The following is a 23,905-nucleotide window of genomic DNA, read 5'->3' as shown; positions in this document are numbered from 1 at the left end:
CCTTAGCCACGATTGAAGCATTTGTTTGAGCTCTTTTTTGGTTTTACTAAAAAAATCAAAAAAAGCGAGTGTGGAAAGCGTGAATAGCTATTACTAATTATTTAAATCTTATTTATAAAAAAGGAACAATTTGTTAATAATTATAAATATTATAAAGGTAACTAAAATAAGAGCTTTATGTTTTTTTTATAAGTTTGGCCAATAGGAATTTTATGTTCTTTGATTAGAATACGATTTCCTTCTATTTGTTCAATCTTACTTTTTGAAACGATAAAAGATTTGTGTGTTCTGATAAAAGTATCAGGAAGGGATTTTTCTAATGAAGATATTTTTTCATTACTTAAAATGATTTTATCTTTTAAATAAACTTTACAATAGTGACCATAAGCTTCAATAAAAAGAATGTTGTTAAAATGGATTTGATGATGTTTTTTATCGCCTTTTAAGAAAAAACTTTCGGGTATTTTTTCTGTTTGATTTACAGGAATGTTGTTGTTTATTTCTTGCTGATTATTTGTAATGGTTTTATTGATAGCTTTAACAAAACGTTCAAAAGAAAAAGGCTTTAATAAATAATCTGAAATATTTAGTTCATATCCTTCTAAAGCAAATTCTTTGTAAGCAGTTGTTACAATTATTTTTGGTGGATTGGTTAAGGTTTTTAAGAAATCGAAGCCAGATAATTTAGGCATGTTAATGTCTAGAAACAACAAATCTACTTGCTCTTGATTTAAAAATTGCAAGGCTTCAAACGCATTGAAACAATTTCCGCTTTTCTTTAAATGCGGTAAATTATCACAATACTTCTCAATAATACGATGCGCAATTGGCTCGTCATCAATAATTAAATAATGCGTCATTTGGTGTCAATTTTAATAGCTAATTTATACACAGCATCGCTTTTGTTTATGGTTATTTGATGCTTCTTAGGATACAATAAATTTAAACGTTGTTTTAAATTATCTAAGCCAATTCCAGTTTCTGATTCAGTTTCTGATTGCTCATAATTATTTTCTATTTGAAAAAGAATAGTTTTTTTGTTTGTAGAAAGATTCATGTGAATATAAGCATTCTCTGTCAGTTTTTCTACTCCGTGTTTAAATGCATTCTCTAATAAAATAATATACAGCAACGGAGCAATTTTGTAATTAGTTATATTTATGTATTTAAATGTAATATCAACTTTTTTTTGATACCTGATTTTATGTAGTTCTATATAGTTTTGTAAATATTCAACTTCATCTTTTAAAGGCACTAAATCTTCCTTTCCCATATAGATTGTGTAACGCATCATATCAGATAATTTTAGCACAACATCTGGTGCATCATCAGATTTTTCTACTGTTAAGCCATATAAATTATTCAGTGTGTTAAAGAAAAAATGAGGATTTATTTGACTTTTTAATAGCGCTAATTCAGCTTTAGTTTTTTTTGATTCTACGTTTTTTAACCATCTCCATTGTTGAAAAATCCATCCTAAAATCAATAAAAAAAAAGGAATGGTTAAAATAATTTTAATCTCTTTTTCTTGCTGTAAGTACACGTTTAAATCATCAATATAAACTCTTATATATAAGAAGTAACCGATGCTTAATAGATAGAAAGCAATTGTAAAAAGCGCGTATTTTTTGAAGAATTTTGGAGCTATTATAGAAAATAAAGCTAAGCTGGTAATAATAATACCTATAAATGTAATAGGATTGTCAATTATTTCGGCATGGATATCATTAACAATAACAAGTATAAAAAAAAAGATTACGCCAATTAATTTTAGTGAAATTGATAGGTGTTTTTTTAGGAAATAAAAATAATAAATGGGCAATGAAAATAACAACCAATAAAAGATAAAACTTAACGTGTTTGATAAGTATTCTGAATTATCTATATAAATATGATCAAAATAAGTTAGCAACAGTACTAGGAGCCTGAAAATTATTAGCCCGTATATAAATGCTTTGTATTTTTTAAGAAATGTTTTCACTTAGTAAAGCTAATGATAATGTAATAAATAGAATACTATTTTACACAAACAATCAAAAATCAAGCATCAACAATTAAAAATGGGACTCAAAACGGTTTTAAGTTTATAAAGATGGTTTGTGTGTGGAAATGATAAGCAGTTGAGAATTATTATTTATCTAAAATTAAATCGGTTTTATGTTTGTAAGGAATTTAAAATCAATTTAAAAATGAAAAAATACATCTTAGCATTCGTAGTAACAATTGTGACTATAACAAGTACAATATCGCAAAATAATGAATTTAACAAAAAAGAAAAGAAATTAGTTTTAAAACTAATTTCAGAGAAATTACTAGCGTCTTATATCGATTTAGATGTTGCAAAAAAAATGTCTGCAACGATCATATCTAATTCAAAAAAATACAAGTCTATTTCTAATAAAAAAGAATTTTCTACAATACTTACAAAAGACTTACAAGAATTAAGTCATGATTTGCATTTAAAAGTGAATTTTGAGCCGAAAAAAATTGCACAAAGTAAACGTGTAATAACAAAAGAGATAAAACTTAAAAGAGATAAAATGATGGCTATGAAAATGGCAGAAATCAATTTTGGTTTTACAGAAACAAAAGTGTTAAACGGTAATATTGGTTATTTAAATTTGCGAATGTTCGCAGATATGAAGTACGCAAAAGAAACGGCAATTGCTGCTATGAGTTTTTTAAAAAATACCAATGCAATTATTATTGACTTAAGAAATAACGGTGGAGGTGTTCCAAACATGATGCAATTATTAGCAAGTTATTTTACGGATAAAAAACCAGTGTTACTAAGTAATTTTTATGAGCGTAAGACAAATAATAAAACACAGTTACTTACTTTCGAAAATATTGATGGTAAAAGGAAAACAAATACGCGACTATACATTTTAACAAGTAAAAAAACGTTTTCAGCAGCAGAAGCGTTTGCCTATACACTGAAACATTTAAATAAAGCAATAGTTGTTGGAGAAACAACTCGAGGAGGTGCAAACAGAACTAAAAGAGTGAATTTGAATAATAATTTTACAATCTCTATTCCGTATATTGAAGCAATGCATCCTGTCACAAAAACTAATTGGGAAGGAAAAGGCGTAAAACCAACTATTAAATCAACAAAGAAAGATGCTTTTATAGTTGCATATATTGATGCATTAGATAAAACTGTAAAACGAAATAAAAAAAATATTTTAAATAAAGTAGGATATACTTACTTACAAGAAAAAAATGTGGATTTTGCAATTAAATTATTTCAAAAGAACACAGAATTATATCCTAATGATGCCAATTCTTGGGATAGTTTAGGAGAAGCGTATTTTTATAAAAAAGATAAAAAAAATGCTTTATTAGCATATAAGAAAGCATTAGAATTAGATGCGTCATCAGCATCAGCAAAAAAAATGATTCAAAAACTAGAAAGTATTAAATAGTATGAAAAATAAGTTTTTAATAATAGGAATTATAATTGTTATAAGCCTTTTAGTTTTAATGTCTTTACAAGTATTTGCTCAGCCTAAAATTGTTGAAGGAAATCAAATCGAATTGCAAAAAACGTATACACATCATAAAAATGAAGTATGGGAGGTTAAGTTTAGTCCAAACAATTCATTAATGATTAGTGGAGGAATTGAACCAAACGCTAAAATTTGGTCTAGAATTACAGGTAAAGTTTTACATGATTTACCACACGAAATAGGAACGCCAACAGTAGATTTTAGTTCAACAGGAAAAGTTGTTGCAACAGGAGCGTATGATGGAAACGTTAGAATTTGGGACGTTAAAACAGGAGCTTTATTAAAAACCTTAAAAGGAGATGGTGGCACAATTTGGACTGTAAATTTTAGTCCAGACGGAAAGTTAATCGCCGCTGGCGGAAATGATGATAAAGTTTTTGTTTGGAATGTAAATACAGGGAAACTAATTTATGATTTTAACGACTCTCAAGAAAATATTTGGGAAGTTGTTTTTAACCCTACTGGCGAATTATTATTATCGTCAGGAAGTGATAATGCTATTAGAGTTTATGATGTTAAATCGGGCAAATTACTTCAAACAATTTTAGGGCATTCTATGGTGCCATTGTCAATGAATTTTAGTCCAAACGGAAAGTTATTAGCAAGTGCTGGAGATGATAAAATAGTTAAAATTTGGGACACCACTAATTGGCAATTATTGCACACTTTAAAAGGAGATAATCAGGCAATTCATTCGGTTGTTTTTATTGATAATGACAGGGTAATAGCAGGAGGAACAGACAAATCGATGATTGGAGAATTACTTGAATATCATTTTAAATTTTCAGGAGTAGTAAAACCAATTGTAGCAACTTTATGGGATGTAAAAAGCGAAAAAATTTTACAAACAATTTCAAATCATACCAATGATATTGGTTTGGGAATGGATGTTAGTTCTGACGGAAGACTAATTGCAACGCCAAGTAAAGATAAAACTGTTAAAGTTTGGAAAATCATTTAGGTAAATACTTTTTTTTAAAAAAAAAAGTGAATTTTTATTAGGATATTAAATTAAAATATTTGAATATTTGCACTCACGAAGTTCAATAACTTATTGACAATGTTATCAAGAAAGGTGGAGGGATTAGACCCGGTGAAACCTTAGCAACCCTTTGTACAAGACAAAGAAGGTGCTAAATTCTACTTAATTTTAAATTCATTTATTTAAAATTGGATAGATAACTCAAGTGCAATTATTCATCTATAATTGCTATAATTCTTCATAACATTTTTCTAGTAAGTACGTCAAAAAAAATTGACGCATTTGACTTTTGTTTTAATTTTTTATTATCTCAAAAAACAAGAAAAATGAGTACACAAAAATTCGCAACCAACGCGTTGCACGCAGGACATGATGTAAAACAAACAGGAGGCACAAGAGCAGTTCCTATTTATCAAACAACATCGTATGTTTTTAATGATTCAGACCATGCAGCAAACCTTTTTTCATTAAAAGAATTAGGATTTATTTACACACGATTAAACAATCCTACAAATCAAATTTTACAAGAGCGTTTGGCTAGTTTAGAAGGCGGAACAGGAGCTGTAGTATTTGCGTCAGGTACGGCAGCAATTTCAACAGGGTTATTAACGTTATTAAAAGCCGGTGATCATATTGTAGCCTCAAGTAGTTTGTATGGAGGAACCTACAATCTATTAAATGTAACCTTACCTAGATTAGGTATTACTACCACATTTGTGGACGCTTCTAATCCTGATAACTTTGCTAAAGCAGTACAGGATAATACAAGAGCTTTTTTCGTTGAATCATTAGGGAACCCGAAGTTAGATGTGTTAGATTTAAAAGGGATATCAAAACATGCAAAAAAAACTGAAGTTCCATTTATTGTTGATAATACAGTAGCTACACCAGCATTGTTAAATCCGATAGAACATGGTGCAAATATTGTAATTCATTCGTTAACAAAATACATTGGAGGTCAAGGAAACTCTTTAGGAGGCGCAATTATTGATGCAGGAACTTTTAATTGGGCAAATGGGAAATTCCCTGAATTTACAGAACCATCAGCAGGGTATCATGGTTTAGTATATCATGAAACTTTAGGAGCAGCTTCTTATACTTTCAAATTAATTTTAGAAGGATTAAGAGATTTCGGAGGAGCCTTAAGTCCTACGAATGCATTTAACATTATTCAAGGATTAGAAACATTAGATATCAGAATAAAAAAGCATAGTGAAAATGCTTTAAATATTGCTGCATGGTTAGAAGAGCAATCAGAAGTAGCTTGGGTAAATTACCCAGGTTTAGAAAGCAGTAAATATAACAAATTAGCAAAAACGTATTTACCAAAAGGACAAAGTGGTATTGTTACATTTGGTGTTAAAGGTGGTTATGAAGCTGCAAAAAAAGTTTCAGATAACACAAAACTTTTTTCATTATTGGCAAATATTGGAGATACAAAATCACTAATCATTCACCCTGCTAGTACAACACATCAACAATTAAGTGAACAAGCGCAAGAAAGTGCAGGAGTTACGAATGATTTAATTCGTTTATCAGTAGGGCTTGAAAATCTTGAAGATTTAAAAAGTGATTTAAAAGATGCTTTTTTAACAATATAAACATAAAAAAATCGAATGTATTGAATCTTATTTTTTTGAAGGGGAATAAGTTCATGTAAATCGTTCGATTTTATAGTAAAATAGATACAGTTGAAAAATACTTTAGCACATATAAATATTGTTGATTTTACCACAGAAAGCGGCGTTTTATTAAGTAAAATAGCATTAAGCTATCAGGTTTTTGGGGAAAAATTGGGAACAGCTCCTGTGGTATTAATCAATCATGCTTTAACAGGTAATAGTAATGTTGCTGATGTTACAGATGGTTGGTGGAAAGAATTAATAGGGAAAAACAAAGCGGTAAACACGCAAAAGTATACCGTTTTATGTTTTAACATTCCAGGCAACGGGTATGATGGTTTTTTAATAGAAAACTATAAAGATTTTATTGCAAGAGATATTGCTAAAGTTTTTTTAATAGGATTAGAAAAACTTAAAATAAAACAATTATTTGCTTTAATTGGTGGGTCATTAGGTGGTGGAATAGCTTGGGAAATGGCTGTTTTAAAACCTAAAATAACAAAACATTTGATTCCCATAGCAACCGATTGGAAATCTACTGATTGGTTAATTGGTAACTGCCAAATTCAAGAACAATTTTTAATAAATTCGAGCAATCCAGTGCACGATGCTCGCATGCATGCAATGTTATGTTATAGAACTCCAAAATCGTTTAAAGAACGTTTTCATCGATCAAAAAGAGAAGATTCAGAAGTTTTTAATGTAGAAAGTTGGCTGTTACATCACGGTAAAAAATTACAAGAACGTTATCAACTAGCGTCTTATAAATTAATGAATCAATTATTAAAAACGATTGATGTAACCAAAGGAGAAAATAATTCGGAAATTTTAAAAAAAATTAAAGCAGATATACATATCGTAGGAGTAGATTCTGACTTGTTTTTTACTGCTGAAGAAAATAGAGAAACTCAAAAAGAGCTAGCCTTAGTAAACGCAAATGTTACGTATAACGAAATAAATTCGGTTCACGGACACGATGCTTTTTTGATTGAATACGAGCAATTAGAAAAAATAATAGCGCCAATATTCAATCTAAATTCAAAAAATAATCAAATGAAAATAATCAAATTTGGCGGAAAATCGCTGTCGAATAAAGGAATTACAAATGTAATTTCAATTATAGAGCAAAAAGTAAACGATCAAGAAAATATAGCTGTGGTTGTATCAGCAAGAGGAAATGCGACGGATCAATTAGAAGAAATTTTAGAAAAAGCAGCAAAGAACGCTCCTTATCAAGATCAATTTGAAGCGCTTAAATATGAGCAGTCGCAATTAACACCATTGATTGACTTTTCTCCTGAGTTTTCTCGTTTAGAAAAATTTTTTGAAGGTGTTAGTTTATTAGGAGATTATAGTAAAAAAATAAAAGACGAAGTTTTAGCTCAAGGAGAGTTGTTATCAACAAAAACAGTTGCCGCACTTTTAAATGAAAAAGGGATAAATGCTAATATTACCGATGCTAGAACGTTGATAAAAACGGATGATAATTTTGGAAATGCACAGCCAATTATAAATATTTCGAAAGAAAATGTAGTAAAGCATTTTAAAAAACATAATGGAGATACTGTAAATATTGTAACAGGTTTTATTGCTTCTAATTTAAAAGGAGAAACGACTACGCTTGGACGAAATGGAAGTAATTATACCGCATCATTATTAGCAAATTATTTAGATGCAAATGAGTTACAAAACTATACGCATGTTGATGGAATTTTTACTGCAAATCCTGATTTAGTTGCTGATGCAAAAAAAATAGAAGAACTATCTTTTTCAGAGGCTAATGAATTGGCAAATTTTGGCGCTAATATTTTACACGCAAAAACAATTATTCCGTTATTAGAAAAAAATATAAATCTTCGTATTTTAAATACGTTTAACCCTGCGGATAAAGGAACATTAATTACAGCTAAATCAAATTCAAAAGGCATAAAATCATTATCGGTTTTAGACAATGTAGCATTGCTAAATTTTGAAGGACGAGGTTTGTTGGGTAAAGTAGGTGTAGATGCACGTATTTTTAGAGCCTTAAGTAATAATGGCATTAGTGTAAGTATTATTTCGCAAGGTTCATCAGAAAGAGGTATTGGTTTAGTAATTGATAAAGAAAAGGCAGCAGCAGCTGTACAAGCTTTAGAACAAGAGTTTGAAAGTGATTTTTATACCAAAGATGTAAATCAAATTTCAATTATAGATAATGTCGCTGTAATATCAATTATAGGTCAAGATTTAAGTGAGTTTCATCATCCGTATAATGCGTTGATAAAAAACCAAATTGTACCATTATTATTTAACAATACAATTTCAGGAAAAAATGTAAGTTTGGTTGTTAAAAAAGAACAATTACACAAGGCGTTAAATGTAATTCATGGGCAAGTTTTTGGAGTTGCAAAGAAAATAAATATAGCCATATTTGGTAAAGGATTAGTTGGAGGAACTTTAATTAATCAAATTATAAAAAATACCAAATCTATATTAGAAAGAAAAAAAATACAGTTAAATATTTTTGCCATAGCGGGCTCTAAAAAAGTATTATTAAGTAGCGATGGAGCTGTAGAAAATTGGAAAACAATTTTAAAAAATAATGATGAGGAAACGCATATTGTTGATAGCGTAATAGATTTTGCTAAAAAACATCATCTCGAAAACTTAATAGCTGTTGATAATACTGCAAGTAGTGAATTTACAGAAAATTACATTCCATTAATAGAAAACGGTTTCGATTTAGTTTCTTCTAATAAAATAGCAAATACGGTATCTCATGATTTTTATAAAAAACTACGAAAAACATTAGAAATAAATACCAAATCATATTTGTATGAAACCAATGTTGGTGCAGGTTTACCGCTAATAGATACCATTAAGTTATTGCACGATTCTGGCGAAAATATTACACGTATTAGAGGAGTTTTTTCAGGATCTTTAAGTTATTTATTTAATAAGTTTTCTTCGGATGAAGTTCTGTTTTCAAACGTATTACAAGAAGCTATTGATAGCGGATTTACAGAACCAGACCCACGAGAAGATTTATGTGGAAATGATGTAGCTCGAAAATTATTGATTTTGGCTCGTGAGCTAGATTTAGAAAATGAATTTGAAGATATAGCAATTGAAAATTTAATTCCATCAGAATTTAGAGATATTTCAGCATCAGAATTTTTATCAAACTTAGATAAATTAAATCCAGTATTTAAAAATCAAAAAGAAGCACAAGATAAAGATCATGTATTGCGATATATAGGCGATTTACATGGCGATTTATCAAAAGCAAAAGGAGAACTAGATGTAAAATTAGTATCGGTACCAACAAGTTCGCCTTTAGGAAGTTTAAAAGGATCGGATGCTATTTTTGAAATTTATACAGAATCGTACGGAGAACAACCCATTGTAATTCAAGGAGCAGGAGCAGGAGCAGAAGTAACAGCGAGGGGTGTTTTTGGAGATATTTTACGATTAGCAAACAAACAATAATTAAAGATTAAAAAGTATTTAACTATAAATAGGTTATTTGATTAAAGAGTATAAAACAAACAATATGAGTAAAAATTTCGAAACTGAAGCAATTAGAACACAAACTGAACGATCGCAATTTTCAGAACATTCTACACCTTTATACTTAACTTCTAGTTTTGTATTTGATGATGCAGAAGATATGCGAGCGTCTTTTGCTGAAGAAAAAGAGAAAAATTTATATAGCCGATTTTCAAACCCAAATACAACAGAATTTGTAAATAAAATTGTGGCAATGGAAAAAGCCGAAGCGGGCTATGCTTTTGCAACAGGAATGGCAGCTGTTTTTTCTACTTTCGGAGCTTTGCTAAATGCAGGAGATCATATTGTTTCTTGCCGATCTGTTTTTGGTTCTACGCATAGTTTGTTTACTAAATATCTACCAAAATGGAATATTGAAACAAGTTACTTTAAAATAAATGAAGTTGATAAAATTGAAAGTTTAATTCAGCCCAATACTAAAATATTATATGCAGAGACACCTACCAACCCAGCCGTTGATATTATTGATTTAGAATTATTAGGTAAAATTGCAAAAAAGCATAACATATTATTAGTAATTGACAATTGTTTTGCAACGCCATACCTACAAAACCCGATAGATTTTGGAGCAGATATTGTTATCCATTCAGCAACAAAATTAATTGACGGACAAGGAAGAGTTTTAGGCGGGGTAACTGTTGGAAAAGCTGATTTAATTCGTGAAATTTATTTGTTTTCAAGAAATACAGGTCCAGCAATGTCACCGTTTAATGCTTGGGTATTATCTAAAAGTTTAGAAACATTAAGTATTCGAGTAGAAAAACATTGCGAAAACGCCTTGAAAGTTGCCGAGTTTTTAGAGGCGCATGAAAATGTGAATATAGTAAAATATCCGTTTTTAAAATCGCATCCAAAATATGAAGTTGCAAAAAAACAAATGCGCTTAGGAGGTAATATTGTTGCTTTTGAAGTTAAAGGAGGTATTGAAGCAGGACGTAAATTTTTAAACGCAATAAAAATGTGCTCATTATCTGCAAACTTAGGAGATACAAGAACCATTGTTACGCACCCAGCATCTACAACACATAGTAAATTAAGTATTGAAGATCGATTAGAAGTAGGAATTACAGATGGTTTGGTACGATGTTCGGTTGGGTTAGAAAACGCTATTGATATTATTAATGATTTAAAACAAGCTTTAGAGAATTAACAACTAAATAAAAAGTGTATTTTTGTGGTATGCTTTCTAAAAAAACGAAATACGGCTTAAAGGCACTAACATTTATTGCTAGGCAAGAAAAAGGAGATAAGGTGCAAATTGCAACGATATCTAAAAGCGAAAATATTTCACACAAATTTTTAGAAAGTATATTACTTACCTTACGAAGAGCCGGTTTTTTAGGCGCCAAAAAAGGCAAAGGCGGTGGCTACTATATGTTAAAAGATGCATCAGAAATTAAAATGACAGATGTTATTAGAACCCTTGAAGGTCCTATAGCTATGTTACCTTGCGTTAGTTTAAATTACTACGAAAAATGTAGTGATTGCCCTGATGAAGATGCGTGTTCTGTTCATAAATTAATGATTCAAGTTAGAGACAATACACTTCAAGTTCTTAGAAATAATACCCTTGCCGATTTAGTATAATTTTCCACAAATGTTATCGTTTTGTAAAAATTTTAAATAAATGTTTTTTTATCTAAAATGTATACCTACATTTGTTGAATCTTAAAACCTAGTTACCCGATAGGGTATTTAATTTTAAAAATGATTTTAGAACAATTAGTAGCAGATAAAAAAAATTATAAGTCAGATAAAACTTCAGAAAATCCGATACGAAGTTTTGTTAAATCGGTTAGTTGGAGAGTTATCGGAACTATTGATACAATTTTAATTTCTTGGTTAATTACAGGAGAGTTAACCTTAGCATTTTCAATAGGAAGCATAGAGTTAGTAACAAAAATGATATTGTATTTCTTTCATGAAAGAATTTGGAATAAAATAAAATGGGGAAAATAATGAGCTTAAAAGAAGAGTTGAATATAGCTGAACTAAATAAAGGTTTAGAAAAATTGAGCCCAAAAGAAATTATAGAATGGGTTTTTGAATTGAAACAAAAAACGATCATTACTACAAATTTCAGACCCTATGAAGTAGCTATCTTACATTTAATAGCAACAAAAAATCCTTCAATAAAAGTTATTTGGTGTGATACAGGTTATAACACACCACAAACTTATAAACATGCTGAAGAGTTAATAGATAAATTAAACTTAAACGTAGCGTTGTATGTGCCAAAGCAAACGGTTGCACATCGTAATATTACCATAGGGCTTCCATCAATAGAAGATGAAAATCATGCAGTTTTTACCGAGCAAGTAAAATTAGAACCTTTTAAAAGAGCGATGGCTGAGCATCAACCAAAAATATGGTTTACCAATTTACGAAAAGGACAAACAGCATTTAGAGACGGTATAGGCGTGCTTTCTTTTAGTAAAGATGGTATTTTAAAAGTGAGCCCTTTTTATCATTGGTCTGATGAAGATTTAGATAAATATTTAAAAGAACACAATTTACCAAATGAGTTTAAATACTTCGATCCAACAAAAGTAGAAAGTAACAGAGAATGTGGTTTACATATTTAAAAGATATGATTATGAATACAAAAACAATACAAGTAGGTGCACTAGAAAGTGAAGCTATATATATATTTAGGGAGGTAGTCGCTCAATTTGAAAAACCAGTGTTATTATTTTCGGGGGGAAAAGACAGTATAACACTGGTGCGACTCGCACAAAAAGCATTTTATCCAGCTAAAATTCCGTTTCCTTTAATGCACATAGACACAGGGCATAATTTTCCTGAAACTATTGAGTTTAGAGACCGTTTAGCAAAAGAATTAGGGGTTGAACTAATCGTTAGAAATGTTCAAGACAATATCGATAAAGGTAGAGTAAAAGAAGAAAAAGGGAGATACGCGAGCCGAAACATGTTACAAACAGAAACGTTATTAGATGCAATTGATGAGTTCGGCTTTGATGCATGTATCGGTGGAGCGCGTAGAGATGAAGAAAAAGCAAGAGCAAAAGAACGTATTTTTTCTGTTCGTGACGATTTTGGACAGTGGGATGAAAAAAATCAACGACCAGAGTTATTTGATATGTTAAACGGAAAAATTGATTTAGGACAAAATGTACGTGTCTTTCCTATTTCAAACTGGACAGAGTTAGATGTTTGGTCATACATCCAAAAAGAAAACATCGAAATACCATCCATTTATTTCGCCCACAAAAGAGCCACTTTTTTAAGAGACGGTTTAATATGGTCGGCAGAAGACGATGTAGTTTATAGAGATGAAGATGAAGAAGTGCAAGAGCGAATGGTACGTTTTAGAACCGTAGGTGATATGAGTTGTACTGCCGCTGTATTGTCCGACGCAATAGATATTGATACCGTTGTAAACGAAATAAAAGTTTCAACCATATCAGAACGTGGCGCTCGAATAGATGATAAACGCTCAGAAGCAGCCATGGAAAAACGTAAACAACAAGGATATTTTTAAAATAATAAGGGCGTTTTAACAGGCTTTACACTGTATCTTTTTTTGAGAAAAACAAAAAAAGGATGCCGTTGCAATCCCTAACGCACTTACCAACAAATATTCCGAAAGCCTAAAAAGCTTTGTGATTATCAATAAAATAAATACGAATACCGCTAAAAGTTAAAAACTAATAGCAAATAGCAAATAAAATGAACGTATTAAAAATAGCAACAGCAGGTAGTGTAGATGATGGTAAAAGTACCTTAATCGGACGTATTTTATACGACACCAAATCACTAACTGATGATAAATTAGAAGCCATTGAAGAAAAAAGTAAACAAAGAGGTTTTGATTACTTAGACTTTTCATTAGCTACCGACGGTTTAGTGGCAGAAAGAGAGCAAGGAATTACAATCGATGTAGCACACATATACTTTTCAACACCAAAAACCAGTTTTATAATAGCCGATACTCCTGGGCATATTGAGTATACCAGAAACATGGTTACAGGTGCATCAAACTCACAAGCATCTATTGTTTTAATTGATGCTCGTAACGGAGTAATTGAGCAAACCTATCGTCACTTTTTTATAAACACATTATTACGCGTAAAAAACGTGGTAATAGCCATTAATAAAATGGATTTAGTTGATTTTTCAGAAGAAAAATTTAACGAAATAAAAAATGAAATAGAATATTTAGCAAGTAAAAGTGCTTATAAAGGTCAAAAATTAACGTTCATTCCTATGTCTGCCTTAAAAGGTGACAATGTTGTTGAAAAGTCAGAAAATACACCTTGGTATAAAGGCGAAACATTATTAGATCACTTAGAAAGTTTAGTTTCAGAAGATTTAGAAGAAGTTTCTCAAACACGTTTTCCTGTGCAAACAGTAATACGACCTAAAACTGACGAGTATCATGATTTTAGAGGTTATGCCGGTAAAATTTATGGAGGCGATTTAGCTGTTGGCGATTCCGTTACCGTTTTACCATCAGCAACCACATCAAAAATAAAAAGTATTAACTTTTTTGATGAAGAGTATTTACAGGCAAAAAGAGGAAGTTCGGTAACACTTACTTTAGAAGATAATGTAAATGTAAGTAGAGGAGATATGTTGGTAAAACTAGATGAGCAACCAACAGTTACAAAAGAGTTGAATGCAACTATTTGTTGGATGGATAAAGAACCTTTACAAGCCGCTAATAAATATTACGTTAAACACGGGGTAAATGATGTACAAGCAAAAATAACAAGCTTAACATCACTTATAAAACCTGATTTTTCAGGAAAAGAAGAAAACCCATCAGCATTAGCGTTAAATGAAATAGGTGAAGTTTCTTTAAAAGTAAGTAAACCATTATTCGTAGATGCTTATAGTAAAAATAAAGCAAACGGAACTTTTATTTTAATCAATCCAAAAACCAATAATACAGCCGGAGTAGGTTTTATTAAGTAATTTAAAGTAGGTATGGCAATTATAATAACAGATGAGTGCATCAATTGTGGAGCATGTGAACCAGAATGCCCAAATACAGCTATTTATGAAGGTGCTGAAGATTGGAAATATAGTGATGGAACCTCGTTAATAGGAGATGTAAAACTAAAATATGGTATTACAGTAGATGCAGACGAAACACAAGAAGCAATCTCAGATGAATACTATTTTATTTCTCCAGATAAATGTACCGAATGTATCGGTTTTCACGAAGAGCCACAATGTGCAGCCGTTTGTCCGGTAGACTGTTGTGTGCCTGATGATGACCATGTAGAAACAGAGGAAGAATTATTGACAAAACAAAAATTCTTACATAATTAATTAAAAAGTAACGCTTACAAGCTTTAATATATATAGTAATGCAAAGTTTTAGAACCGAAATAGAAAACCCAATTGTAGAAAAAGACATTCTAGAATTAGAAAGAAAAATTCAACTTTTTAAAGAAGGTAAAATAGACGAAGAACGTTTTCGTAGTTTACGTTTGGCAAGAGGAGTTTACGGTCAGCGTCAGTTTGGTGTACAAATGATTCGTATAAAATTACCGTTTGGTAGGGTTACAAGCGAGCAATTACACAGAATTTCTGATGTTTCAGATGAGTATTCTCGTGGAAGATTACATATTACTACAAGACAAGATATTCAAATACATCACGTAAGTTTAGATAGAACGCCAGAATTATGGGCGCAACTAGAAAAAGACGATATTACTTTAAGAGAAGCTTGTGGTAATGCAGTAAGAAATATTACAGCATCAGAAACAGCAGGAATTGATGTAAATGAGCCTTTTGATGTTTCACCTTATGCAGATGCTACGTTTAAGTTCTTTTTAAGAAACCCTATTTGTCAAGAAATGGGACGTAAGTTTAAAATGTCTTTTTCGGGTACAGATGATGATACAGCAATTAGTTTTATTCATGATTTAGGGTTTATAGCAAAAATAAAAACTGAAAACGGAGTAACTAAAAAAGGATTTAAGGTGTTATTAGGTGGTGGTTTAGGATCACAGCCAAGACATGCAGATGTTATTTACGACTTTTTAGAAGAAGATGTTTTAATACCAACAATTGAAGGTGTTTTAAGAATTTTTGATCGATTTGGTGAGCGTGCAAAACGCGCAAAAGCAAGATTAAAATTTTTAGTAAAAGATTTAGGAGTTGATACTTTTTTACAATTAGTATCTGATGAGGTAAATGCGTTAGAAAATAAAACATTTAAAGTAGATACTACCGAGTTTGAGCAGCCAATCTCTTTTCAAGAAATTTCAATTCCTTCAGTAAAAATTGAAGATGAATCAGCGTATAAAAAATGGAAAGAAACCAATGTAATCAAACAAAAACAAGAGGGTTTATTTGCAATAGGGCTTAAAATTCACTTAGGTGATTTTTACACACCAAAAGCACGTTTGTTAGCAGATTTAGTTAAAAAATATGCAGCAAATGAAATTCGTTTAACTTTACGTCAAAACATTTTAATTCGTCATGTAAAAGAAGAATTGTTACCTTTTTTCTATGTAGAATTACAAAAATTAGGTTTTGCAAAAGCAGGTTATAATTCTACTGCCGATATTACAGCATGTCCAGGAACTGATACTTGTAATTTAGGAATTTCGAGTAGTACAGGAATAGCGGTAGAACTAGAAAAGGTATTAGAAGAAGAATATCCAGCATATTTAAACAATAAAGAAATCGCTATTAAAATTAGTGGTTGTATGAATGCTTGTGGGCAACATAATATGGCACACATTGGTTTTCAAGGAATGTCTATAAAAGTAGGCGCTTTACAAGCACCAGCATTACAAATTTTAATAGGTGGAGGTATTTTAGGTGATGGAAAAGGACGTTTTTCTGATAAATTAGTTAAAGTACCAAGTAAAAGAGGTCCGGAAGCATTACGTATTTTATTAAATGATGTAGAGGCAAATCAGCAAGAAGATGAAACTTTTTTAGCGTATTATGACCGTCAAGGAAAAACATATTTTTATGATTTGTTAAAAGGATTATCTGATACATCAAACTTAGCGCCAAGTGATTTTATTGATTGGGGACATTCAGAAAATTATGTAAAAGCAATTGGAGTAGGTGAATGTGCGGGAGTTGTAATTGATTTAATAGCAACACTTTTATTTGAAAGTGAAGAAAAAATTACAAACTCAGCAGAAGCTTTAAAAGAAAATCAATTTTCAGATAGTATTTATCATTCATACACCTCTTTAGTTAATACAGCAAAAGCTTTATTAATTGCCGAAAATATAAAAACAAACACACAAGCAGGTATTATTACAAGCTTTCAAGAACATTTTGTAGCTATAGGTAAAATTAATTTAGATGTTAGTTTTGAAGATGTAGTTTATCAAATTAAGAGAGAAAACCCAACAAAAGCATTTGCTGAAAGTTATTTAAATGATGCAAAATCGTTTTATAATAAAGTAGATGCTTTTAGAAAACAAGAAGTAAGTAATGCTTAATAAAACACCAAAATTAACCGTTGTTGGCGCTGGTCCTGGAGATGTAGATTTAATTACAGTAAAGGCAATTAAAACGTTAAAAAAAGCTGATGTTGTTTTATACGACGCTTTGGTAAATGAAGATTTATTAGAGTTTATAAATCCGAATGCAGAACAAATTTTTGTTGGAAAAAGAAGAGGGTGTTATAAATATCAGCAAGATCAAATTAACGAATTAATTGTAGCAAGAGCAAAAAGTCACGGTCATGTAGTTCGTTTAAAAGGAGGAGATCCTTTTATTTTCGGGCGCGGTGCTGAAGAAATGGAATATGCTGCTGGTTTTGGAGTAGAAGTAGCTGTTGTACCAGGAATTTCATCATCATTAGCGGTGCCAGCATCTCAAAATATACCACTTACAAAACGTGGAAGTGCTGAAAGTTTTTGGGTAATTACAGGTACCACGAAAGATCACAAGTTGTCAAACGATGTTGCTTTGGCAGCAAAATCTAATGCAACAGTGGTGGTGTTAATGGGAATGGGGAAATTACCTGAAATTGTAAAATTATTTAAACAAGAAAATAAAAATAATTTACCAGTAGCAATTATTCAAGATGGCACAACATCAAGAGAAAAAGTTGGTATAGGAACCGTAGATACTATTTTAGAAATTGTTCAAAAGAATGAAATAAGTAATCCTGCGATTATTGTTTTAGGCGAGGTTGTTAAACATCGACAAGATTTAAATAAAGTGCAACAAGAAGTTATTAATAAAGAGTTTACTTTAGCTTAAAAAAATAATTTTATAATGGTAAAGCAACAAGTAAAAAGAACAATAAGAATAACTAAATATGTTTTGTATAAAGAAACATCTTTAGATTATATAGAAAATTTTTGGTCTTTTATAGGTGCTTTTATCGGAATAGGAATTATCGCTTTTATACAATCTTTTTATTTATCAAAACTTGAAAATGTTTTTTTAATAGGATCGTTTGGAGCCACGTGTGTTTTAGTGTATGGAGCAATTCAAAGTCCGTTAGCACAGCCAAGAAATTTAATTGGTGGGCATGTTTTATCGGCAATAATTGGTGTTACAATTGCTAAATTTTTACCCGATATTATTTGGTTAACAGCACCGTTAGCAGTTTCAACATCTATTGTGTTAATGCAGTACACAAAAACATTGCATCCACCAGGAGGCGCAACGGCTTTAATAGCGATAATAGGAACAGAAAAAATAAAAACATTAGGGTATTTATATGTATTGTCGCCTGTTTTAAGCGGAACGTTAATTTTATTTGTAGTAGCTTTATTGATAAACAATATAACTAAACACAGAAGTTATCCTACCAATAAAAAGTTTACAAGAATATTTAAAAAAGTAAAAAAAGGAAATTGATTTTAAAGGAGGTAAAATGAATGAAGAAAGAAACAATTTATATCCGATTTTTTTAAAAACAGAACAATTAGAAATACTTATTGTTGGTGGAGGATTTGTAGCATTAGAAAAATTATCTTTTTTATTAAAGTCTAGTCCTAATGCTAAAGTAACCATGGTTTCGCCATTTTTTAGAGAAGAAACAAAAGAATTAGCAACTAATTTTGACGTTGTTATGCTTGTTGATGTTTATAATAAAATCTATTTAAAAGACAAACATATTGTAGTTGCAACAACTGATAAGGTTGATGTAAATATTGAAGTTTATAAAGATTGTAAAAAACAAAATATATTGGTAAATGTTGCTGATAATCCACCATATTGCGATTTTTATATGGGCGGAATTGTAACCAAAGGAAATGTAAAAATAGCCATTTCTACTAATGGTAAATCGCCAACAACTGCCAAAAGATTACGTCAGTTTTTTGAGGAAGTAATTCCCAATAATATTAACGATTTAGTACAAAATTTAAATAAATATAGAAAAACCCTTAGAGGAGATTTTGAGGATAAAGTTGAAAAACTAAACGAATTTACGAAGAGTTTAGTAGAAAAATAGCGTAACGTTATTGCGAACAAAGTAAAGTAATTAGTTGATTTAAAAAGAGATTGCTTAGTTTTTTTCGTTCGTAATGACAAATAAATAAAATTATGATTACAACAGATATACTAATTATTGGAGCAGGACCAACAGGGTTATTTACTATTTTTGAAGCAGGTTTATTAAAATTAAAATGTCATTTAATTGATGCTTTGCCACAACCAGGAGGGCAATGTTCAGAAATTTATCCGAAGAAACCTATTTATGATATTCCGGCATATCCAGAAATTTTAGCAGGTGATTTAACCGATAAATTATTAGAGCAAACAAAACAATTTGAACCAGGTTTTACCTTAGGTGAACGAGCAAATACAATTGAAAAACAAGAAGACGGAACTTTTATTGTAACCACTAATAAGGGTACCAAACACCAAGCGCCAGTTGTAGCTATTGCTGGAGGTTTAGGAAGTTTTGAACCTCGTAAGCCACCGATTCCTAATATTGCAGATTTTGAGGATAAAGGGGTCGAATATATTATTCGTGATCCAGAACTGTATAGAGATAAAAAAGTGGTAATTTCTGGAGGTGGAGATTCGGCTTTAGATTGGGCGATTTTCTTATCAGATGTAGCATCCGAAGTAACCTTGATTCATAGAAGAAATGAATTTAGAGGAGCGTTAGATTCAGTTGAAAAGGCACAAGAATTAAAAAATTTAGGGAAAATTAATTTAATTACTCCAGCTGAAGTAAAAGGAATTTTAGGGAAAGAGCACGTTACAGGAGTAGCCGTTGAAAAGAAAGGAGAAGACCCTTTTATTATTGATACAGATCACTTTATTCCTTTATTTGGATTATCACCAAAATTGGGGCCAATAGCAGATTGGGGATTAGAAATTGAAAAAAATGCGATTAAAGTTAACAATGCTTTAGATTATCAAACAAATATTCCTGGTATATTTGCAATTGGAGATGTAAATACGTATCCTGGTAAGCTAAAGTTAATTTTATGTGGCTTTCACGAAGCAACTTTAATGTGTCAGAGTGCTTATAAAATCATTCATCCAGATAAAAAATATGTAATGAAATATACTACGGTAGGTGGAGTTGAAGGTTTTGATGGAACTAAAAAGGAAGCACCAAAAGCAGTAGTAAAAGCAATTCAGTAATAAGTTTAATACTAAATAATGTCAGCAGATATCAATATAAAAATAACAGATAGAGAAGGAGTACTTCACGAAATTATTGCACCGACAGATATGGCAATGAATTTAATGGAAGTAATTCGTTCATACGAATTAGCAGAAGAAGGTACCATAGGCGTTTGCGGTGGTATGGCAATGTGTGCCTCGTGTCAATGTTATGTGAAATCTGAACATGAATTACCTGAAATGGGAATTGATGAAGATATGATGTTAGCTGAAGCTTTTCATGTTGAAGACAATAGCCGTTTAGGTTGCCAAATTCAAATGAAACCAGAACTAGAAGGATTGGAAGTTGAATTAGCACCAGAAATATAGTATGCCGTTAAAAAATTATAAACTAACCTTAAAAGACACCGTAGAAGAATTTACAAAGAAATTATTTTATGCACTTTTTGATGAAAATTATTATCAAGAAAACATAAAAACAATACAAAGTTTATTTCTTCAAATAACAAAATCATTAGCGATTAATGATACTGATAAAATTTGGGAAGCATATAAAAGTAAGTTTAAAGAAATTCGTAAAAAATTAGATTTAGATGCCATTGCTTTTGAAAAAACAGATCCAGCAGCAAAAAGTTTAGCGGAGGTATACTTAGCATATCCAGGCTTTCATGCCATTGCAGTTTATCGTTTAAGCCATGAGTTGGTAAAGTTAAACGTACCTGTTTTACCAAGAATGATGAGTGAATATACTCATGGAGTTACAGGTACTGATATTCATCCAGGAGCAACCATTGGAAACTCGTTTTTTATAGACCATGCTACCGGAATTGTTATAGGTGAAACTACTCTGATAAAAGAAAATGTAAAAATTTATCAAGGAGTTACCTTAGGCGGGATACAAGTAAAAAAGAGTTTAGCAGAAACAAAAAGACACCCAACGATTGAAAAAAATGTAACTATTTACGCAAACGCTACTATTTTAGGAGGAGAAGTTGTAATAGGTGAAAATAGTATTATAGGGGCTAATGTATGTGTTACCGAATCTGTACCACCTAAATCGTTAGTAATATATCAATCAGAAAATAAAATTGTTTCATTAGATAAAGTTTAAATTATGAAAGCAAAAAAAATAACCGACTTTGTCGGAAACACCCCTTTAATAGAGGTTAGTAATATTTTAAATAAAAAAGGAGTACGTTTATTTTTAAAATTAGAAGGACACAATCCAGGAGGAAGTGTCAAAGATAGAGCTGCTTACAATATGATTTTTGAGGCTTTAAACCGAAGAAACATTAAAAAAGGAGATCATCTAGTTGAAGCAACTAGTGGAAATACAGGGATCGCTTTAGCATTTATATCAAAAGTATTAGGGCTACATATGACGTTGGTAATGCCTGAAAGTGCAACTGAAGAACGTGTAAAAACAATGAAAGCTTATGGAGCCGAAGTTTTATTAACACCAAAAGAAGAAGGTATTGAAGGCGCTAGAGATTTAGCACAAAAGCTACGCTATAAAGAAGGGTATTTTATGTTAAATCAGTTTGAAAATAATGATAATTGGAAAGCGCATTATAAAACCACAGGACCTGAGATTTGGAAAGATACTGAGGGGGAAGTAACACATTTTGTATCTGCCATGGGAACTACAGGTACTATTATGGGAGTTTCTACGTACTTGAAAGAACAAAATCCTAAGGTTAAAATTATAGGAGCACAACCAACCGATGGTTCTAAAATACCTGGTATTAGAAAATGGTCTAAAGAATATTTGCCAAAAATTTTCGATAAGTCAAAAGTTGATGAAATTATTGAGGTTAGCGAAAACCAAGCACGAAATATGACACGTAAACTTGCGAGTCAAGAAGGAGTTTTTGGAGGTATGAGTAGTGGTGGCGCAGTACACGTAGCATTACAAGTAGCAGAAAAGATTGAAGAAGGTATTATTGTAGCTGTTATTTGTGATATAGGTGATAGATATTTATCATCCAATTTATATAATTATTAAAAAAATGATGTAAAAACAAAAAAAGTTTGTTTATTTGCATTATAATAGTTCATTAACTTTATAAATGTTATCAAGAAAGGTGGAGGGATTAGACCCTGTGAAACCTTAGCAACCCTATGTGTAAACAAAGAAGGTGCTAAATTCTACTTAAAAAATTGTAGTAAATATAATTTTTAAGAGAGATAACGGAAAGACTTTCCTCTTTTCCTGATAACATGTACAATATAAAATATCAGGAATGTCAAACATTTACCAAGAAATACAAAAACGAATTCTCATACTCGACGGAGCAATGGGTACTATGCTTCAGGCATATAAATTTACCGAAGAAGATTTTAGAGGAGAACGTTTTAAAGAATATCCAATACCGTTACAGGGAAATAACGATTTACTTTCTATCACACAGCCAGAGGCAATAAAAACAATTCATGCAAAGTATTTTGAGGCTGGTGCCGATATTATAGAAACCAATACCTTTTCAGGAACTACCATTGCAATGGCCGATTATCAAATGGAAAATTTGGTGTATGAATTAAATTATGAATCTGCTAAAATTGCAAAAGAAGTAGCTATAGAGTTTACAGTCAAAGAACCACACAAACCAAGGTTTGTTGCAGGATCAATAGGACCAACAAACAGAACAGCAAGTATGTCGCCAGATGTAAATGATCCTGGTTATAGAGCAGTAACTTTTGATGAGCTTCGTATTGCTTATAAAGAACAAGTTGAAGCTTTATTGGATGGCGGAGCTGATATTTTATTAGTTGAAACTGTTTTTGATACCTTAAATGCAAAAGCCGCATTATTTGCTATTGAAGAAGTAAAAGACGAGCGAAAAATAGAAGTGCCTGTAATGTTAAGTGGCACAATTACCGATGCCAGTGGAAGAACTTTATCTGGGCAAACTGCCGAAGCGTTTTTAATTTCAGTATCTCACATTCCGTTATTATCTGTTGGATTTAACTGTGCTTTAGGCGCCAATTTATTACAACCTCACTTAGAAGCAATTACTTCAAAAACAGATTTTGCTACGTCTGCACATCCTAATGCAGGGTTGCCAAATGCTTTTGGTGAGTATGATGAAACTGCTGAAGAAACTGCCGAACAAATTGAAGAGTATTTAAAGAAAAACTTGGTTAATATTGTTGGTGGTTGCTGCGGTACAACGCCAGAACATATTAAAGCAATAGCAGATTTAGCATTAAAATATTCACCAAGAAAATTTAAAACAACCTAAACTATGAAAAATATAATTCAATTAATTTTAGTTACAATCTTACTAGTTTCTTGTAATAATCTAGATAAAAAAGAAGCTATAAAAATTAATATCCAAGGTACTTGGAAGTTAGTATATGGTGAGGTTAAAGAAAACGATTCCATAAAGGTTAAAGATTTGTCTAAAGCAGATTTTATTAAAATTATAAACAAAAGTCATTTCGCATTTTTTAATCAACCAAAAGAAACAGCAGCAGGATTTTATGGCGGCGGCGGTAGTTATACTTTAGAAGGGAATAATTACAAAGAAACCTTAAATTATATTTCGGTTGATGCTATTAGGGGCCATGTATTTCCATTTACAGTAAAAATTACTGGTGATACCTTAATTCAATATGGATTAGAAGAAGTAAAAGAAGCAGGGATTCATAGAGATATTATTGAAAAATATATCAGAATTAAATAAGTAACATTA

The 23,905-nt window shown here is 31.0% G+C and carries 23 protein-coding genes and 2 riboswitches; of the genes, 21 read left to right on the top strand and 2 right to left on the bottom strand.

Going from position 1 to position 23,905, the window contains the following annotated elements; translation table 11 throughout:
* Positions 1-161: 161 nt before the first annotated feature.
* The gene (locus Q4586_RS12455; protein WP_068706243.1) at positions 162-860 is read right to left on the bottom strand and encodes a LytR/AlgR family response regulator transcription factor; all 699 of its coding nucleotides are present in this window, start codon (positions 858-860) and stop codon (positions 162-164) included.
* Complete coding sequence (locus Q4586_RS12450) at positions 857-1,912, bottom strand: sensor histidine kinase (RefSeq protein WP_245662360.1); 1,056 nt, start codon at positions 1,910-1,912, stop codon at positions 857-859. Before Q4586_RS12450 ends, Q4586_RS12455 begins: the two co-directional genes overlap by 4 nt.
* 277 nt (positions 1,913-2,189) lie before the next feature.
* Between Q4586_RS12450 and Q4586_RS12445 the strand changes: the two genes are divergently transcribed.
* The 21 genes from Q4586_RS12445 to Q4586_RS12345 all read left to right on the top strand — a co-directional run bounded on the left by Q4586_RS12445 (position 2,190) and on the right by Q4586_RS12345 (position 23,896).
* Positions 2,190-3,428 (top strand): S41 family peptidase, encoded by a 1,239-nt coding sequence (locus Q4586_RS12445; RefSeq protein ID WP_068706247.1) that lies wholly within the window; start codon positions 2,190-2,192, stop codon positions 3,426-3,428.
* A 1-nt stretch (position 3,429) separates the two neighbouring features.
* A complete protein-coding gene (locus Q4586_RS12440) occupies positions 3,430-4,473 on the top strand; it encodes a WD40 repeat domain-containing protein (protein ID WP_068706249.1) in 1,044 nt (347 codons plus the stop codon).
* A 99-nt stretch (positions 4,474-4,572) separates the two neighbouring features.
* Positions 4,573-4,697, top strand: a riboswitch (SAM riboswitch).
* Between the two features lie 123 nt (positions 4,698-4,820).
* Positions 4,821-6,095, top strand: a complete 1,275-nt coding sequence (locus Q4586_RS12435; RefSeq protein WP_068706251.1) for an O-acetylhomoserine aminocarboxypropyltransferase/cysteine synthase family protein — start codon at positions 4,821-4,823, stop codon at positions 6,093-6,095.
* A 90-nt stretch (positions 6,096-6,185) separates the two neighbouring features.
* On the top strand, positions 6,186-9,584 hold the full coding sequence (gene thrA, locus Q4586_RS12430; RefSeq protein ID WP_068706254.1) for a bifunctional aspartate kinase/homoserine dehydrogenase I: 3,399 nt from the start codon (positions 6,186-6,188) through the stop codon (positions 9,582-9,584).
* A gap of 64 nt (positions 9,585-9,648) precedes the next feature.
* A complete protein-coding gene (locus Q4586_RS12425) occupies positions 9,649-10,815 on the top strand; it encodes a trans-sulfuration enzyme family protein (RefSeq protein ID WP_303529396.1) in 1,167 nt (388 codons plus the stop codon).
* A gap of 29 nt (positions 10,816-10,844) precedes the next feature.
* A complete protein-coding gene (locus Q4586_RS12420; RefSeq protein ID WP_068706258.1) occupies positions 10,845-11,252 on the top strand; it encodes an RrF2 family transcriptional regulator in 408 nt (135 codons plus the stop codon).
* A gap of 120 nt (positions 11,253-11,372) precedes the next feature.
* Positions 11,373-11,624: a DUF2061 domain-containing protein gene (locus tag Q4586_RS12415; RefSeq protein WP_068706260.1), complete on the top strand. Its 252-nt coding sequence runs from the start codon at positions 11,373-11,375 to the stop codon at positions 11,622-11,624.
* A complete protein-coding gene (locus tag Q4586_RS12410) occupies positions 11,612-12,250 on the top strand; it encodes a phosphoadenosine phosphosulfate reductase domain-containing protein (RefSeq protein WP_303529391.1) in 639 nt (212 codons plus the stop codon). The genes Q4586_RS12415 and Q4586_RS12410 overlap by 13 nt, the downstream gene beginning before the upstream one ends.
* A gap of 11 nt (positions 12,251-12,261) precedes the next feature.
* Complete coding sequence (gene cysD / locus Q4586_RS12405; protein WP_084443228.1) at positions 12,262-13,167, top strand: sulfate adenylyltransferase subunit CysD; 906 nt, start codon at positions 12,262-12,264, stop codon at positions 13,165-13,167.
* Between the two features lie 188 nt (positions 13,168-13,355).
* Positions 13,356-14,603 carry a sulfate adenylyltransferase subunit 1 gene (locus Q4586_RS12400; protein ID WP_303529386.1) on the top strand — a complete coding sequence of 416 codons (1,248 nt, stop codon included), beginning with the start codon at positions 13,356-13,358 and terminating at the stop codon, positions 14,601-14,603.
* Positions 14,604-14,615: 12 nt separating this feature from the next.
* Positions 14,616-14,963 carry a 4Fe-4S dicluster domain-containing protein gene (locus Q4586_RS12395; protein WP_303529383.1) on the top strand — a complete coding sequence of 116 codons (348 nt, stop codon included), beginning with the start codon at positions 14,616-14,618 and terminating at the stop codon, positions 14,961-14,963.
* Between the two features lie 38 nt (positions 14,964-15,001).
* Complete coding sequence (locus Q4586_RS12390) at positions 15,002-17,107, top strand: ferredoxin-like domain-containing protein (RefSeq protein WP_303529381.1); 2,106 nt, start codon at positions 15,002-15,004, stop codon at positions 17,105-17,107.
* On the top strand, positions 17,100-17,876 hold the full coding sequence (gene cobA / locus Q4586_RS12385) for a uroporphyrinogen-III C-methyltransferase (protein ID WP_303529378.1): 777 nt from the start codon (positions 17,100-17,102) through the stop codon (positions 17,874-17,876). Before Q4586_RS12390 ends, cobA begins: the two co-directional genes overlap by 8 nt.
* A gap of 15 nt (positions 17,877-17,891) precedes the next feature.
* Positions 17,892-18,482 carry an HPP family protein gene (locus tag Q4586_RS12380; protein ID WP_303529376.1) on the top strand — a complete coding sequence of 197 codons (591 nt, stop codon included), beginning with the start codon at positions 17,892-17,894 and terminating at the stop codon, positions 18,480-18,482.
* Between the two features lie 16 nt (positions 18,483-18,498).
* Positions 18,499-19,080 (top strand): precorrin-2 dehydrogenase/sirohydrochlorin ferrochelatase family protein, encoded by a 582-nt coding sequence (locus tag Q4586_RS12375; RefSeq protein ID WP_303529375.1) that lies wholly within the window; start codon positions 18,499-18,501, stop codon positions 19,078-19,080.
* A 92-nt stretch (positions 19,081-19,172) separates the two neighbouring features.
* Entirely contained in the window at positions 19,173-20,228 is a 1,056-nt protein-coding gene (locus Q4586_RS12370; protein ID WP_303529372.1) for an NAD(P)/FAD-dependent oxidoreductase, read from the top strand.
* Positions 20,229-20,246: 18 nt separating this feature from the next.
* Positions 20,247-20,579, top strand: a complete 333-nt coding sequence (locus Q4586_RS12365; protein ID WP_068706279.1) for a 2Fe-2S iron-sulfur cluster-binding family protein — start codon at positions 20,247-20,249, stop codon at positions 20,577-20,579.
* 1 nt (position 20,580) lies between these two features.
* Entirely contained in the window at positions 20,581-21,321 is a 741-nt protein-coding gene (gene epsC / locus Q4586_RS12360; RefSeq protein WP_068706281.1) for a serine O-acetyltransferase EpsC, read from the top strand.
* Between the two features lie 3 nt (positions 21,322-21,324).
* On the top strand, positions 21,325-22,215 hold the full coding sequence (gene cysM / locus Q4586_RS12355) for a cysteine synthase CysM (RefSeq protein ID WP_068706283.1): 891 nt from the start codon (positions 21,325-21,327) through the stop codon (positions 22,213-22,215).
* A 64-nt stretch (positions 22,216-22,279) separates the two neighbouring features.
* Positions 22,280-22,404: riboswitch (SAM riboswitch) on the top strand.
* A gap of 49 nt (positions 22,405-22,453) precedes the next feature.
* The gene (locus tag Q4586_RS12350) at positions 22,454-23,452 is read left to right on the top strand and encodes a homocysteine S-methyltransferase family protein (RefSeq protein WP_303529367.1); all 999 of its coding nucleotides are present in this window, start codon (positions 22,454-22,456) and stop codon (positions 23,450-23,452) included.
* 3 nt (positions 23,453-23,455) lie between these two features.
* The gene (locus Q4586_RS12345) at positions 23,456-23,896 is read left to right on the top strand and encodes a hypothetical protein (RefSeq protein ID WP_303529364.1); all 441 of its coding nucleotides are present in this window, start codon (positions 23,456-23,458) and stop codon (positions 23,894-23,896) included.
* Positions 23,897-23,905: the final 9 nt, after the last annotated feature.

It is taken from the genome of Tenacibaculum soleae, from assembly GCF_030549005.1.
Taxonomy (GTDB): domain Bacteria; phylum Bacteroidota; class Bacteroidia; order Flavobacteriales; family Flavobacteriaceae; genus Polaribacter; species Polaribacter soleae.
The sequence above is the reverse complement of the archived record's forward strand: the minus strand, read 5'-3'. Positions and strand labels throughout refer to the sequence as shown.